Origin of the sequence: Jatrophihabitans endophyticus (genome assembly GCF_900129455.1) — a bacterium.
GTDB classification, from domain to species: Bacteria; Actinomycetota; Actinomycetes; order Mycobacteriales; family Jatrophihabitantaceae; genus Jatrophihabitans; species Jatrophihabitans endophyticus.
This window is the reverse complement of record NZ_FQVU01000001.1, coordinates 695,652-708,924: the sequence shown is the minus strand read 5'-3', so window position 1 is coordinate 708,924 and position 13,273 is coordinate 695,652. Positions and strand designations below refer to the sequence as shown.

The following is a 13,273-nucleotide window of genomic DNA, read 5'->3' as shown; positions in this document are numbered from 1 at the left end:
CCACGCGGTGTCAGGCCATCGCCCGCGTGAGCGCCCCGCGCAGAGCCGGCCGGAGCCGGTCGATCATCTCGAGGGTCAGGTGGTTGTCGTCGCGGTAGGCGAGGGTGCCGTCGAGCGTCGCCGGGCAGTGGCCGCCCGGACAGTACGTGGTGGTCAGGTCCAGCACGTCGACGCCGGGTACGCGTCGCGCGGCGTGCAGGTCCGACGCGCTGCGCAACGCGTGTTTGCGCGTCTCCGCGCATTTACTCAGCTTTCGCGCGTGGCTCAGCACGCACGTGGGCACGCGCTCGTCGAACGACGGGTTGTCGCGGATGACCAGCACCCGGCTGCCGGCTCCGCGCAGACGCTGCAGCTGCCGGACGAGACCGGTCTCGTAGAGGGCCCGGGCGCCGTTGCCGCCGACGAGACCGCGCGTCCGTGGGTCGTAGAGCGACGGGATCTTGCTGACGTAGCCCGCCACGACGACGAGGCTCGGGCGGGCGGCGACGAGGCGGCGCATGACGTCGTCGCGCCACCGGTTGCACGAGGCCGACGGGGCGCCGTCGATCATCTTGGTGACCTCGGCCAGCGGGCACGACGCGCGCGTCCAGACGCGCAGGCCCCAGTCGCGGGAGCGTGCGACGTCGCGCACGGCGCCGAACCACTGCGCGGCGTGCGAGTCGCCGACCAGCACGACGTCGCCGCGACCGCGGTCGGGCAGGTAGCGGCACTCGCCGGACAGCGCGTTCGCGCGCATGCCCACCTCGCAGCCGTCCCGCGTCGGCTGCGGGATCTCGGCAGCGGCCGTGCCCGGCTGCGGGACGAGGACGCGACCGGACGCGTCGGTGACCCGCGCGGTGTCGGTGCGGTGGTCGGCCGCGGCACCGACCGCCACGGCCACGCTCGCGCCGACGACGACGAGGACGGCACCGAGGGCGAGCGACCGGCCGCGGTGTGCGACGAGCCGCGGCGTCGCCCGCACCGGGTGTTCGACGAGGTGGTAGCCGACGGCGGCGAGCAGCAGCGAGAGCAGTGCGAGCGCCACGGCCGAGCGGGCCGACAGCGGGTGACCGTGCCAGAGCGGCACGAGCACGAGGGGCGGCCAGTGCCACAGGTACCAGCCGTAGGAATAGCGACCGAGGAGCTGCGCCGGCCGGGAACACAGCGCTGTGAGCAGCGGGTCGCGCGCCGCGCGGGCGGCGGCCGGGCCGGGCAGGCCGCCGGCGATGACGAGCGCGGCGCCGAGCGTGGGGACCAGTGCGTACCAGCCGGGGTAGTAGCTGTCGGCGTCCGGCGCGGCGAGCAGGTAGAAGCCGACCACCGCGGCGGTTCCCGCCCAGCGCGCGGCCAGCGCGGCGCGACGGGGCGGTGTCAGGCGCGTCGCGGCGACGGCGAGCAGCGCCCCGAGCGCCAGCTGCCAGACCCGCGAGTACGTGGCGAAGTACGCGTAGGGCTGCGAGGTGGTGGTGAGCGACACGGCGAGCACGAAGGAGCCACCGGCCACGGCGGCGGCGAGCACCCCCACCGCGCGCGTCCGGCGGCGCGCGACGAGCAGGCCCAGGCCGAGCAGCAGCACCGGCCAGACCAGGTAGAACTGCTCCTCCAGGCCGAGCGACCAGTAGTGGGTGAACGGGGTCGCGCCGTTGTCGGCGAAGTAGCTCGTCCGCTCGTCGGCGTAGTGCCAGTTGACGCTGAACAGCGCCACCCAGACGCCGTCCTCGGCGAACCGCGCCGCGTCGATGGAGTCGACGAGCAGTAGCGAGGCGAGCATCGTCAGCACGGCGACGAGCGCCGACGCCGGCAGCAGCCGCCGCGCGCGGCGCCCCCAGAACGCCCGCAGGTCGATGCGCCCGGTCGTGCGCAGCTCGGCCAGCAGCAGGCCGGTGATGAGGAACCCGCTGAGGACGAAGAAGACGTCCACGCCCGCGAAGCCGCCGGGCAGCCAGGACGGGTGGACGTGGAACGCGACGACGCCGAGGACGGCGACGGCCCGCAGGCCCTCGAGGTCGCGCCGGACCCGCGCCGGGGTGCGGCGGGGTGGGGTGGCGGCCGGGGCTTCGGGACGGGCGGCTGCGACGGGCCGGATCGCGGTCACGCGCGGACGTTGCCAAGGAGGACGGCCCCCGGGCAAGTCGACGCGGCCGACGTCGGCGAGCGTTCACCCGTTCGGCATCCGCCGGTCAACTGGACGCGTGACCCGGGCGGCGGTGGGTGGTGCGCGCGGTCGGTTCGGCGGCGAGCGGATCCTCGGGCCACGGGTGCTTCGGGTATCGCGCCCGCAGCTCGGCGCGCACCTGCGGGTAGCCCTGCCGCCAGAACGACGCGAGGTCACCGGTGACGGCGACCGGCCGGCCCGCGGGGGAGAGCAGGTGCACGACGACCGGGGCCCGGCCGTCCGCGAGCGCCGGCGCCTGCGTCCAGCCGAACGTCTCCTGCAGCTTCACCGCGATCACCGGCGGGTCGCCACCGTCGTAGGCGACCCGGACGTGGGAGCCCGAGGGCACGCGCAGCCGGTCCGGGGCGAGCTCGGCCAACCTGGTCGCCGCGGGCCACGGCAGCAGGCGCCGCAGGGCGGCGGCGACGTCGATGCGGTGCAGGTCGGCGGTGCGCCGCACGTCGCCGAGATCCACCCAGTCGTCCAACCTCGCGAGCAGGGCGGCGTCGGCGACGTCGGGCCACGGCTCGCCGAGCACCGCGTGCAGGAAGGCGAGGCGCGAGCGGAGGTCGCCCGCGCCGTCCGTCCAGGTCAGCGCGGACAGCCCCTGTGCCCGCAGCCCGTCGCGCACGTCGGCCCGCACCTGCAGCGGGTCGGGGTCGCGGAGCGCCGTGGACGCCAGCTCGATCGCGCCGAGGCGTTCCACCCGACGCGCGACGAGCGCGCCGTCGGACCACTCGATCTCGTCGACGGTGGTGACGAGGTCGGCGGCGACCGCGCGGGCCGTGGGCTCGTCGATCGGGGCCGCCGCGCGCACCCGCGCGTCGGCGTGGCCGGGCGGCCGGTCGGCCACGGCGACGGCGAGCCACGGCGTGCGGCGCAGGCCCGACGACTCGCCGACCCGGGCGCCGGTGCCGCCGGCCATCCGGTACGTCACCGCGTCCGCACCCCGGGCGCGCGCGATCCGGTCGGGGTAGGCGAGACCGACGACGGTGCCGACGGCGAGGTCGTCGGGCATCGGGGTCCGGGCCGGCCCGCCGCGGCCGAGCCGATCGGCCTCCTGCCGCCATCGGTGCGCGGTGGCGCGGTCCCGGCCGTCGCGCAGGGCCCGGTACCGGGCGGCGAGGTCGTCGTCGCGGCCGGTGAGCGAGTCGTCGGACAGCAGCGCCACCACCTCCCGCGCCCGGTCGCCGCCGACGAGGTCGGCGCCGTCGAGGACGGCCCGGGCCAGTCGGGGGTGCGCGCCGACCGCGGCCATCCGCCGCCCGCGTGCGGTGATGCGGCCGTCGGCGTCGGTCGCGTCGAGGCGTCGCAGCAGGGTGGTCGCGGCCTCGAGCGCGGCGTCCGGGGGAGGGTCGAGCAGGGCCAGGCCGGCGCCGCGGGGGGTTCCCCACGCCGCAGCCGCGAGCGCGAAACCGGCGAGGTCGGCGGTGGCGATCTCGGGCAGCGCGTGCGCGGCGAGGTGCCCGTGCTCGTCGGCCGACCAGCAGCGGTAGGCGCGGCCCGGCGCCTCCCGTCCCGCCCGGCCGGCCCGCTGGTCGGCCGATGCCCGCGACACCCTCGTGGTGACGAGCGCGCCGAGCCCACGGGCCTGGTCCGTGCGCGGCTCGCGCGACAGCCCCGCGTCGACGACCGCCCGGACGCCGGCGACGGTCAGCGAGCTCTCGGCAACCGCCGTGGTCACGACGACTCGCCGCCGCGGCCCGGGCGTCAGCGCGAGGTCCTGCTCCGCGCGGGTCTGCCGGCCGTACAGCGGCCGGACTTCCGCGGCCGCGCCCGCGAGCGCGGCGCCGACCGCCGCGATCTCCCGCTCGCCGGGCACGAACACCAGCACGTCGCCGTCACCCTCGGCGAGGGCACGGCGGGTCACCTGCGCCACATGGTCGAGCAGGCGTGGGTCGACGCGGGAGCCGGGCAGCAGCGGCAGTGGCCGGGGTGGGGGCGCCCAGACGACGTCCACCGGGTGGCCCACCGCGGTCGTCGTGACGACCGGCGCGCCGAGCACGCGACCGAGCGCGTCGGTGTCCGGCGTCGCCGACGTGGCCACGAGCGCGAGGTCCGGGCGCAGCGCGGCCCGCACGTCCACGCAGAACGCGAGGAGCAGGTCGGCGTCGAGGTGCCGCTCGTGGCACTCGTCGAGCACGACGGCCGCGACCCCGGGCAGGTCGGGGTCGCGCTGCAGGCGCCGCACCAGCAGCCCGGTCGTCACGACCTCGACCCGCACGTCCGCGCCACCGACCCGCTCGCCGCGCATCGCGTAGCCGACCCGGTCGCCCGGGCGCTCGCCGAGCAACCCGGCCAGCCGCACGGCGGCGGCGCGGGTGGCGATGCGACGTGGCTCGGCGACGACGATCCGACCGTCCCGCGAGTCGGCGAGCGCGAGCGGCAGCAGCGACGTCTTGCCCGAGCCGGGCGGGGCCACGAGCACCGCGCTGCCGGCGTCGCGCAGCGCGTCGACCGTCGCCGCCAGCGCGGCCCGGACCGGCAGGTCGGCCCCGGGCACGTCCGTGGTGGGCAGCAGCGACGGCACGTCGTGACGCTAGCCGTGGCGGCGCCGCGGTGCGGTGGGCGGGCGTGCGGGCGTGCGGCCGTGCCGCTGTGCGGTGGTTGCCGTCGGCATGCGGTGAGGTCACCACCTTCGAACTGAGCGACCATGGCCAAGACGTCGAACCGCAATTGCCGATCGCGTCGGTGGGGTCGCGGACCGAGCCGCCGAGGCTGAGCTTGATCTGACGGGTGGTCAGGTCATCGGCGATGCCGCGGGCGTCGGGCAGCGATAGGGCGAGACGGTCGAGCTTGGTGACGACGAGGGTGTTGCCGGCTCGAGAGGCGGCTCGTGCTCCGCGACGCTGCCACTCATCCAACCGGCCAGCTCTTGAATCACTTGGTCAAGCACACAAGCGGGTTGGCTATCGGACAGAGCTACCTGGGGGTTGGGCGGATGCCGTTTGCCTCGTCAGCTGAGCCGTCCCCCGCCGTCGACGTGCAGCACCGTGCCGGTGATGAAGGTGTTCGTGAGCAGCGCGATTGCGGCGGCGCTGATGTCGGCTGGCGTCCCGACGCGTCGCGCGGGGTTCGAGGCGGCGGTCGTGCGGAACAGCTCGTCCTTGGCATCACCCATGGCGTCCCAGGCGCCGGAGTCGATGATGCCGGGTGAGAGCGCGTTGACGCGCACGGTTGCCAGCTCGACCGCGAGGGCCTCGGCGAGGAAGGCAACCGCAGCGTTGGTGGTGGCCATGACCGACAGCCCCGGGGCTGGCTTCCAAGCGGCCACGCCGGAAAAGAAGAGGAACGAGCCGCCCTCGCGCACCCTGGCGCCGAAGTGCTTGGCAAGCAGGATGGGGCCGATCACCTTCGCCTCGAAGGCGCCGATGACGGCGTCGCGCTCTAGGTCGGCGACCGGGCCGTTGGCGTGCGCGGCGGCGAGGCTGATCACGTGGTCGACCTCGCCGAGCTCCGCGGCGGCGGCTTTGATGGTCGCTTCGTCTTGCAGATCGAGATGGACCCAGCGCAGGTCGCCGTGGGTCACCGGCGTTCGGCCGGCGAGGACGGGCACACCGCCGGCCTCGCTGATGTCGGCGGCAAGCGTCGCCGCGATGCCGGATCGTCCGCCGACAAGAAGGATGGTCTTGTCTGCAAGCTCGGTGTTGCGAGGCTCGTTGCTCATGTCATTGGCCCTTTCAGATGTTGCGGCCGGGTAGGCCGCTGACGGGTGCGGGGTCGCGCTCGACCCAGGTCGCGGTGTCGGGGTGATCGAGGATGATCGACTGCGCGATGTCGTCCTTGCTGGCCCACCACACGCGGTGACGTTGTCGGCGATCCAGGGCGGCCTCCTCGGGCCGGCTCTGCTCGTACTGCCGCTCCCAGCGCCGCCCGTGAGTGCCGGCCTCGTGGCCGCGGCGGACGCCATCTGCCGCCATATCGGGATGCCGGCGAACGTCGTCGCCGATCATGAACGACGTCATCGGGAGGATGTGCTCGTCGAGCAGGTCGAGGATGCGCGGGACGCCCTCGCGCGAGGTACTCGGAGAAGCTGTCCTGTCCGAGGTCGGGGAGCCTGGGCAGGATGGGCTCGGTGATCGGGCCTCCCGCGCCGCTGATCGGCTGACTGCCGGCCTCGAACTGCACGGAGACGCTGACGGCAAGACGAGCGCCGTTGGGTCAGAACTCGGTCATGACAGTGCTCCGATCTGCTTCGAAAAGGTCATGTTGTCCTCGAGGTGCCAGTCACCGACGATCTGCCGGGCACCAACCTGCTGAATGTCGAAGGCGTTGAAGCGCACGCCCTGGCCGTGCCCCCTAGCGCCGTTGTAAGTGCCGGTGAAGTGCCCGGAGTAGACCTGCCGGACGGAGACGCGGTCACCAGCGATCAGGACGTCGGCGACCGTGCAGCGCAGGTCGGGGACGGCGGCGCGGAAGGTCCGCGACGCCTGCTCGATGCCGCGCAGCCCCTGCGGTCGGCCGGTCGGGAGCGTGCGGTCCACGAACGCCGGGCTGTCCGCGCGGTGCAGGTAGCGCACGTCGCCGGTGTCCCAGAACGTATAGAGCTCGCGGATTCTGCGCACCACGAGCCGGGCGCGGTCTGGGGACAGGCCCTGGTCGATGCTGAGGTGCTGGAAGTGCACGAGATGAGGATCTGAGGCCGTCGCGACTTTCGACTGCCCACCGGTGGTGATCCGGTCGACGGGATGACCGGCTGCGCTTGCGCCCGTCGCCGGGGCGGCACCGGCGAGGGCGAGCGCGGCGAGACCCGCGGCCACGAGACGCGTGGACTTGCGCATGGCGTTGACTCCTTCGCCTAGGAATTGCGGCTCCTCCAGCTAATTCCAGGTCGTGCCGCACTGCGACAACAGTGCACGACTTCATGAGGTGTCATAGATTCTGTGCATGCCATCGTTGCGCGCCCTGCAGTGCTTCACCGCCGTCGCAGAGCACGACACCGTGACCGCGGCCGCCGTCCATCTCGGCATCACCCAGCCGGCACTGTCGCACCAGATCACGGCGCTGGAACGCGAACTCGGCGTTGCCGTGCTCGACCGGCAGCAACGCGGATCCCGGCTGACGCCGGCCGGGCGTGCGCTGCTGCCCTACGCGCTGACCTGCGTCGACGCCGAACACGCCTTCACCGAGCAGGCACGCCGGGTCGCCGGCCTGCGCATCGGCGAGCTACGCGTCTGCTGCGCCCAGTCGGTCACGGCCGGCCTGCTGCCCAGGGTGCTGCGCCACTGGCAGCGCAGGCACCCTGACGTCACGATCTTCGTGTCGGAGTTCGACAGCGCCGACCGCGTCGCCGCAGCGGTGCGAGCCGGGGACGCCGATCTCGGCGTGGCGCCGACGCCCTCAGCCTGGGACGGACGGACGACGACGCTCGGCTGGGAGGAGATGGTCGTCGCGATGGCGGTCAACGATCCGCTCGCGAGCTCGGCGTCCGTCCCGTTGACCAGACTTGCCGATCGCGGGCTCGTCCACTTCACCTCCGGCCACGCGCTCAGCGGCTGGGTCGACGCGACGTTCGCCGCGGCCGGCCTGCACTCCCGTGTCGTGGTGCGGACCGGGCAGACGAGCGCCGCGGCGCTGCTGGCGGCCACCGGGATCGGTCCTGCGCTCGTCCCGTTGACCGCGCTGCCCCCGCGCTATCCGGGCGTGGTGCGGCCGCTACGCCCCAAGCGCGGACGCGACATCGTCGCCCTCACCGCAACGGACGATCCGCTGACGATGACGTTCGTCGCCGACCTGGTGGCGAACGGCGTGCCGACGCTCCCCCGAACCCGCACCGCTTGACGACGGCAGTCTCAACCGGCCAACGCATCAAACGGTGTCGAGGATGGGTCCGGGAGGGTCTCGGGGTGCGGACAGCGCGTGCAGCGGTACTGGCCCTGCGCCCCCAGCAGCCCTTGGCAGCGTGGCGCCAACGAAGACACCCGCCTGCTGCGCCCGTACCTCCCCAGCTCCAGCGACCCGGGCAGCGACGACCGGGCGGATTCGTTCAGCCGGCGCGGGCTCAGTAGACGATGACGGGAAAGCGGGCGCTGTTCGTTTCGAACATGTCTTGCTCGCTCCTCAGTCGTTGTTGGACCTGGTCGGTAGCGGTGGATCCGAAGCTGACGACCGGTTGGCGGGCTTGGATACCTGCGAACGCGGCGTCACAGAAGGCGTTGATGTCTGCTCCGTGCGGTGTGGGTGAGCCCGAGAGGCCGGTGGCGACGGCGGGCGGCATGAGTTCCAGGACGTCGATCGCGGTGTCGGCCAGGGCGTGCCGCAGGGTCATCGTGTAGCTGTGCAGGGCGGCTTTGGCGGCGCTGTAGAGCGGGGCGAAGGGTTGCGGGATGAGCGCACCGCCGGAGGTGACGTTGACGATGGTGGCGGTATTGCCGTGGTTGAGCATGATCGGAATGAGAAGGTGGTTCAGGTGAACAGGACCGCTGAGAAGCGCGTCGAGCTCGGCTTGTCGCTCGGGCCAGGATGCGTCGTCGTCGGCAAGGGAGACTCGACGTTGGACGCCGGCGTTGTTGATCAGCAGGTCCAGCGTCGGCAGTTGTTCGACGACGTGAGTGGCGAGCTGTTCGCGGTCTCGGGGTGAGGAGATGTCGCTCTGAGCGGTCAGCAAGCCGGGTGTCTGGCGGCCCGCCTCCGCCAGGCGTCGTCGGTCACGCCCGGTGATCATGACCCGGTCGCCCCGAGCTGCGAACCGTCGGGCCAATCCGTTCCCGATGCCTCGGGTGCCGCCGGTGATCAACACTGTTCGTCGAGTTGTCATGTAAACAACTATGCCTCGAGACGTGTTTACATGACAACAGAGCCGGTCTAGCGTGGTGGCGTGGGCGAGCTGTTGAGCGGTGAGGAGATGCAGCGTTGGGAGGCGTGGAAGCGGGCGACCGATGCAGTATGGGGGCAGGTGGTCAGCGAGATCCTGGCCGCAACCGGCCTGTCCGCGGCCGACTTCTCGGTGCTCACCCGTGTGGTGGAGACTGACGATCTACCGCGTCAGCAGCAACTGGCAGACGCCTTGGGCTGGCAGCGGAGTCGGCTGTCCCGCCAGCTGACTCGGATGGCAGATCGAGACCTCGTCGAGCGGGTCGGTGAGGGCAACGAACGCGTCGTGCGCGCGACGCCCAACGGGAGACGAGCGGCTACAGCAGCGCGGGCAGCGCATGCCAACGCTGTCCGCGGTGCACTTCTGACACGGACCCCCCGGTCATCGGTCAACCCGTTCTGGTCGACGATCCGCGATCTCACGCCCTGAGCACCGGGGCGAGCGTCTGTCTCTACGTCTCCGACGCCGACCGCGTCCACCGAGAACCGGTCCGGCGCCGGCGTCGAGGGTCGCTTCACCGATCTGCACGACACGCTCGATCGTCTGCGCGAGTTCGCGTATATCGACCCCGACGGCACGGAGATCCGGGTCGGTTCGTCGCTGTCGCAGCGACGAGTGCGCTCAGCCGGCAGGCTTGATCGCTCGGACGAGCGCGCCATGCATGCCCGGCGCCACCTCGTGGGTGAACGTGACCGAGGCGTCGGCGAACCCGGCCGCGGTCAGGCCGTCGAGGTACTCGACCGACGACAACGCACCGGCGATGCAGCCGACGTGGGAACCGCGGTCGGCTCGGTCCGCCGGCAGCAGGTCGTCCTCGGCCACGACGTCGGAGATGCCGATGCGTCCGCCCGGGAGCAGCACGCGGAACATCTCGGCCAGCGCCACCGCCTTGTCGGTCGACAGGTTGATCACGCAGTTGGAGATCACGACGTCGACGGCGCCGGCCGGCAACGGCACATCCTCGATCGTGCCGCGGAGGAACGTCACGTTGGTCGCGCCGACCCGCGCCCGGTTCGTCTCGGCGAGTGCGAGCATCTCGTCGGTCATGTCGACGCCGTAGGCGTGTCCGGTCGGGCCGACCCGTCGGGCGGAGAGCAGGACGTCGATGCCGCCGCCCGAACCGAGATCGAGCACGCGTTCGCCGAGCCGCAGGTCGACCGTGCTCACCGGGTTCCCGCACCCGAGCGAGGCGGCGACGGCCGCGGCGGGGAGCTCAGCCTGTTCGGTCGTCGAGTACGACGGTGCCCCGAACGCCGTGCCGACCGGACCCGAGGTGCCGCGGCAACACGCCGTCGCGGCATTGTCGGCGGCCACGACAGCTGTCGCCGCCGCGGCGTAGCGCGCGCGCACCTGCTCGCGGAGCTCGGTCCCGGTCATCCTCACCCTCCGATCAATTCATCGACGAACGTCGATGGATCGAGACTGCGCCATCGATCGATGAGTGTCAATCGATGTGGCAGGCTGGTGCCGTGTGGGACTCGGACGCGGCGGTCGAGCTCGCTCGCCGCTGCAAGGCGCTCGGCGACCCGACGCGGGTGCGACTGCTGTCGTTGCTCGTGGGCGCCGGCGACGACGGTGCCTGCATCTGCGACCTGACGGGGCCGGTCGGGCTGACCCAACCCACCGTCTCGCATCACATGAAACAGCTCGCGGCCGCCGGCCTGGTCACGCGCGAGCAGCGCGGCAGGTGGGCGTACTACGCACTCGTGCCGGACGCGTTCACGGGGCTCGCGGCCGCGCTCACGGCCTGCACCCCCGTGACCGCCAGCAACTCGAGCTTCGACGCATCCTCCGTGCCCGGGGCGGCGGTGTAGACGACGATGCGCAGGTCGCTGCCCGGGACGGTGAGGACGTCGCAGTCCAGCCGGATCGGGCCGACCGGGGTCGACGTGGCCGTCTTGCGACTCGACCGGTGACGCGCGACGTGGGCCCGACCCCACCGGCGCGCGAAGTCCGGTGACTCGTCGCGGAGGCGGGTGATCAACCGGGCGAGACCGGGGTCGTCCGGGTAGCGACCGGCGGCCTCGCGCAGGTCGGCGGCCAGATCGTCGGCGAACTGCTCGGCGTGCTGCTCGTCGAAGTCGATGACCCCGCGGGCCTCGGTGAAATGGCGCCAGGCGACGTTGCGGTCGAGACCCTGTCGCTCGCGCGGGTCGCCGGTGATCGCGGCCCACAGCGGGTTCCACAGCACGACGTCCCAGGCTGCGGTGTGGACCGCCAGCGGCACGTCGCCCAACCGGTCGACGATGCGCTGCACGCCCGGTAGGACGTGCTGGGGGACGACGCCGCGGGACGGGACCGCGACGCCACCCGCGCGGTAGAGGTGATCGCGCTCGTCGTCGGTGAGCCGCAGCGTGCGGGCCAGGGCGGCGAGCAGGGACGCGGACGGGTGGCGCGCCCGGCCCTGCTCGAGCCGTACGAGGTACTCGAGGCTCACGCCGGCGAGCATCGCGACCTCCTCCCGACGCAGCCCGACGGCGCGGCGGCCGCGTCCCGGCGGCAGGCCCACGTCCCCGGGGCCCAGCCGATCACGCCACGCCCGCAGCACCTCACCCAGCTCGGTCATGTCCACCAGCATGCCGGGCGGCGGCGTCGTGGGGGTGGTACCGGCAGTGCCTACCCACCGCTGCTGCGCCGCGGCGCACGGTGGAGCCATGACCACCACCTTGATCACCGGAGCCAATCGGGGCCTGGGCCTCGAGACCGCGCGCCGCCTCGTCGCCGCGGGCCACACCGTCTATGCGGGGATGCGTGACCCGGCCGGCGGCGACGCCGCCCGCGCGGTGGGCGCACGCGTCGTCCGACTCGACGTGACCGACGCCGCCTCCGTCACCGCCGCGGTCGCCGAGTTGCCCGAGCTCGACGTCCTCGTGAACAACGCCGGCGTCCTCGGCACGTCCTTCGACCTCGACGACCTCGATGCCGACGCCATGACCGCCGTCCTCGACACCAACGTCGTCGGCATCGTGCGGACGACCCAGGCCGCGCTCCCGCTGCTGCGCCGCTCGGCCAACCCCGTCGTCGTCAACGTGGCGTCCGGCGTCGGTTGGCCACGCGCGCTGCAGGAGCCGGGCCGCGACGAGTACCCGGTGCGCGCCGTCCCCTACGCCGCCTCGAAGGCGGCCGTCATCACGCTGACCGTGCAGTATGCGAAGAACCTGCCGGACTTCCGCGTCAACGTCGCCGACCCCGGCTACACCGCGACGGACCTCAACCGCCACAGCGGCCACCAGACGGTCACCGAGGGCACGGACGCGACGGTCATGCTGGCGACGCTCGGCCCGGACGGCCCCACCGGCGAGTTCCACGACCGGCACGGCCGCATCGCGTTCTGATGGTCCGGCCGTCGACGGCGGGGTAGGACGGTGCGGTGACCCACCACCGGCTCGAACCGAGCGTCGACACCGTCTCCGACGTGCTGACCCGCGGCCGGCCGCCCGTACTGAGCATGCAACCGGGGGACCGGTTGACCGTCCGCACGCTCGACTGTGCAGGCAATCTCGATCGCGGGCCGGCCGTGGCGGCCGGTGGTGGCCGCCGCCTCCTCCCGGGCGCGCGGGGCCACTGCCTGGCCGGCCCCGTCGCCGTCGTCGGCGCCCGGCCGGGGCAGACGCTCGCGGTCGGCATCGAGGCGCTGACACCGGACCGCTGGGGATTCACCCGGGCGGGTGGTCACGACACCCTGTTGCACCGGCGACTGGGGACGGCCGCACTCGACCCCGCCCAGCTGTCGTGGGACATCGACGACGTCGCCGGGGGCGTCGCGGTGAACCAGTACGGCGTCGCCGTCGACGTCCGCCCGTTCCTCGGCGTGATCGGCCTGCCGCCCGACGCCGACGGCGAGCACTCGACCATCCCGCCGCGGGCCGCCGGCGCCGGCAACGTCGACTGCGCCGAGCTCGTCGCCGGCTCGACCCTGTTCGTGCCGGTGACCGTCCCGGACGCCTACCTCTACCTGGGTGACGGTCACGCGGCCCAGGGCGACGGCGAGGTCGGCGGCACCGCGATCGAGACCGGTATGACCACGACGGTCACGCTCGACCTGATCGACGACCCGCCGGTCGCGGGCGTGCACGCCGTGACGCCGGCCGGCCTGATCACCTTCGGCTTCGACGCCGACCTCAACGCCGCGACCGCCGACGCCCTCGCCGCGATGCTGGACTGGCTGGAACGACTCACCGGGCTGGCTCGTCCCGTCGTCCTCGCCCTCGCGTCCACGTGCGTCGACCTGCGCATCACCCAGATCGCGAACCGCACGTGGGGAGTGCACGCGGTGCTGCCCCATCGCGTCCGAGAGCAGCTGCGCCGCTGACGAACGCCGGATG

The 13,273-nt window shown here is 73.1% G+C and carries 13 protein-coding genes and 1 pseudogene; 5 read left to right on the top strand and 9 right to left on the bottom strand.

What is annotated here, in order from left to right; genetic code table 11:
* Positions 1-10: 10 nt before the first annotated feature.
* The 6 genes and pseudogenes from BUE29_RS03290 to BUE29_RS03265 form a co-directional block, all read right to left on the bottom strand.
* Positions 11-2,074: an acyltransferase family protein gene (locus BUE29_RS03290; protein ID WP_073385841.1), complete on the bottom strand. Its 2,064-nt coding sequence runs from the start codon at positions 2,072-2,074 to the stop codon at positions 11-13.
* A gap of 85 nt (positions 2,075-2,159) precedes the next feature.
* On the bottom strand, positions 2,160-4,655 hold the full coding sequence (hrpB, locus tag BUE29_RS03285; RefSeq protein ID WP_073386936.1) for an ATP-dependent helicase HrpB: 2,496 nt from the start codon (positions 4,653-4,655) through the stop codon (positions 2,160-2,162).
* A gap of 116 nt (positions 4,656-4,771) precedes the next feature.
* A pseudogene (locus BUE29_RS23575) lies at positions 4,772-4,980 on the bottom strand (recombinase family protein); the annotation flags it as partial.
* 110 nt (positions 4,981-5,090) lie between these two features.
* Positions 5,091-5,801: an SDR family oxidoreductase gene (locus BUE29_RS03275; protein WP_073385839.1), complete on the bottom strand. Its 711-nt coding sequence runs from the start codon at positions 5,799-5,801 to the stop codon at positions 5,091-5,093.
* A gap of 13 nt (positions 5,802-5,814) precedes the next feature.
* Positions 5,815-6,279: a polysaccharide deacetylase family protein gene (locus BUE29_RS23340; protein WP_073385837.1), complete on the bottom strand. Its 465-nt coding sequence runs from the start codon at positions 6,277-6,279 to the stop codon at positions 5,815-5,817.
* A 27-nt stretch (positions 6,280-6,306) separates the two neighbouring features.
* Positions 6,307-6,894, bottom strand: coding sequence for an ester cyclase (locus BUE29_RS03265; protein ID WP_200800012.1), 588 nt, complete (start codon positions 6,892-6,894; stop codon positions 6,307-6,309).
* A gap of 127 nt (positions 6,895-7,021) precedes the next feature.
* Between BUE29_RS03265 and BUE29_RS03260 the strand changes: the two genes are divergently transcribed.
* Positions 7,022-7,915, top strand: coding sequence for a LysR family transcriptional regulator (locus tag BUE29_RS03260; RefSeq protein WP_073385832.1), 894 nt, complete (start codon positions 7,022-7,024; stop codon positions 7,913-7,915).
* Positions 7,916-8,135: 220 nt separating this feature from the next.
* On the opposite strand, the gene BUE29_RS03255 is transcribed toward BUE29_RS03260, so the two are convergent.
* A complete protein-coding gene (locus BUE29_RS03255) occupies positions 8,136-8,891 on the bottom strand; it encodes an SDR family oxidoreductase (protein WP_073385829.1) in 756 nt (251 codons plus the stop codon).
* 60 nt (positions 8,892-8,951) lie between these two features.
* Here BUE29_RS03255 and BUE29_RS03250 point away from each other — a divergent pair, with 60 nt between their 5' ends.
* Positions 8,952-9,377, top strand: coding sequence for a helix-turn-helix transcriptional regulator (locus tag BUE29_RS03250; protein ID WP_073385826.1), 426 nt, complete (start codon positions 8,952-8,954; stop codon positions 9,375-9,377).
* Between the two features lie 192 nt (positions 9,378-9,569).
* On the opposite strand, the gene arsM is transcribed toward BUE29_RS03250, so the two are convergent.
* The gene (arsM, locus tag BUE29_RS03245) at positions 9,570-10,325 is read right to left on the bottom strand and encodes an arsenite methyltransferase (RefSeq protein WP_073385823.1); all 756 of its coding nucleotides are present in this window, start codon (positions 10,323-10,325) and stop codon (positions 9,570-9,572) included.
* Positions 10,326-10,399: 74 nt separating this feature from the next.
* Here arsM and BUE29_RS03240 point away from each other — a divergent pair, with 74 nt between their 5' ends.
* Positions 10,400-10,762 carry an ArsR/SmtB family transcription factor gene (locus BUE29_RS03240; RefSeq protein WP_073385820.1) on the top strand — a complete coding sequence of 121 codons (363 nt, stop codon included), beginning with the start codon at positions 10,400-10,402 and terminating at the stop codon, positions 10,760-10,762.
* Here BUE29_RS03240 and BUE29_RS03235 read toward each other — a convergent pair.
* A complete protein-coding gene (locus BUE29_RS03235) occupies positions 10,645-11,514 on the bottom strand; it encodes a helix-turn-helix domain-containing protein (RefSeq protein WP_073386933.1) in 870 nt (289 codons plus the stop codon). The genes BUE29_RS03240 and BUE29_RS03235 overlap by 118 nt on opposite strands.
* Before the next feature lie 88 nt (positions 11,515-11,602).
* On the opposite strand from BUE29_RS03235, the gene BUE29_RS03230 reads away from it, so the two are divergent.
* Together BUE29_RS03230 and BUE29_RS03225 are read left to right on the top strand one after the other, a co-directional pair.
* A complete protein-coding gene (locus tag BUE29_RS03230; protein ID WP_073385817.1) occupies positions 11,603-12,283 on the top strand; it encodes an SDR family NAD(P)-dependent oxidoreductase in 681 nt (226 codons plus the stop codon).
* Positions 12,284-12,318: 35 nt separating this feature from the next.
* The gene (locus BUE29_RS03225) at positions 12,319-13,260 is read left to right on the top strand and encodes an acetamidase/formamidase family protein (protein ID WP_073385814.1); all 942 of its coding nucleotides are present in this window, start codon (positions 12,319-12,321) and stop codon (positions 13,258-13,260) included.
* Positions 13,261-13,273 lie beyond the last annotated feature (13 nt).

Bases quoted from the DNA above. Each gene is read 5' to 3' on its own strand.
- BUE29_RS03275 (WP_073385839.1), bottom strand. From the start codon at position 5,801: ATGAGCAACGAGCCTCGCAACACCGAGCTTGCAGACAAGACCATCCTT.
- BUE29_RS03255 (WP_073385829.1), bottom strand. From the start codon at position 8,891: ATGACAACTCGACGAACAGTGTTGATCACCGGCGGCACCCGAGGCATC.
- arsM (WP_073385823.1), bottom strand. From the start codon at position 10,325: ATGACCGGGACCGAGCTCCGCGAGCAGGTGCGCGCGCGCTACGCCGCG.
- BUE29_RS03235 (WP_073386933.1), bottom strand. From the start codon at position 11,514: ATGACCGAGCTGGGTGAGGTGCTGCGGGCGTGGCGTGATCGGCTGGGC.
- BUE29_RS03260 (WP_073385832.1), top strand. From the start codon at position 7,022: ATGCCATCGTTGCGCGCCCTGCAGTGCTTCACCGCCGTCGCAGAGCAC.
- BUE29_RS03240 (WP_073385820.1), top strand. From the start codon at position 10,400: ATGTGGCAGGCTGGTGCCGTGTGGGACTCGGACGCGGCGGTCGAGCTC.
- BUE29_RS03230 (WP_073385817.1), top strand. From the start codon at position 11,603: ATGACCACCACCTTGATCACCGGAGCCAATCGGGGCCTGGGCCTCGAG.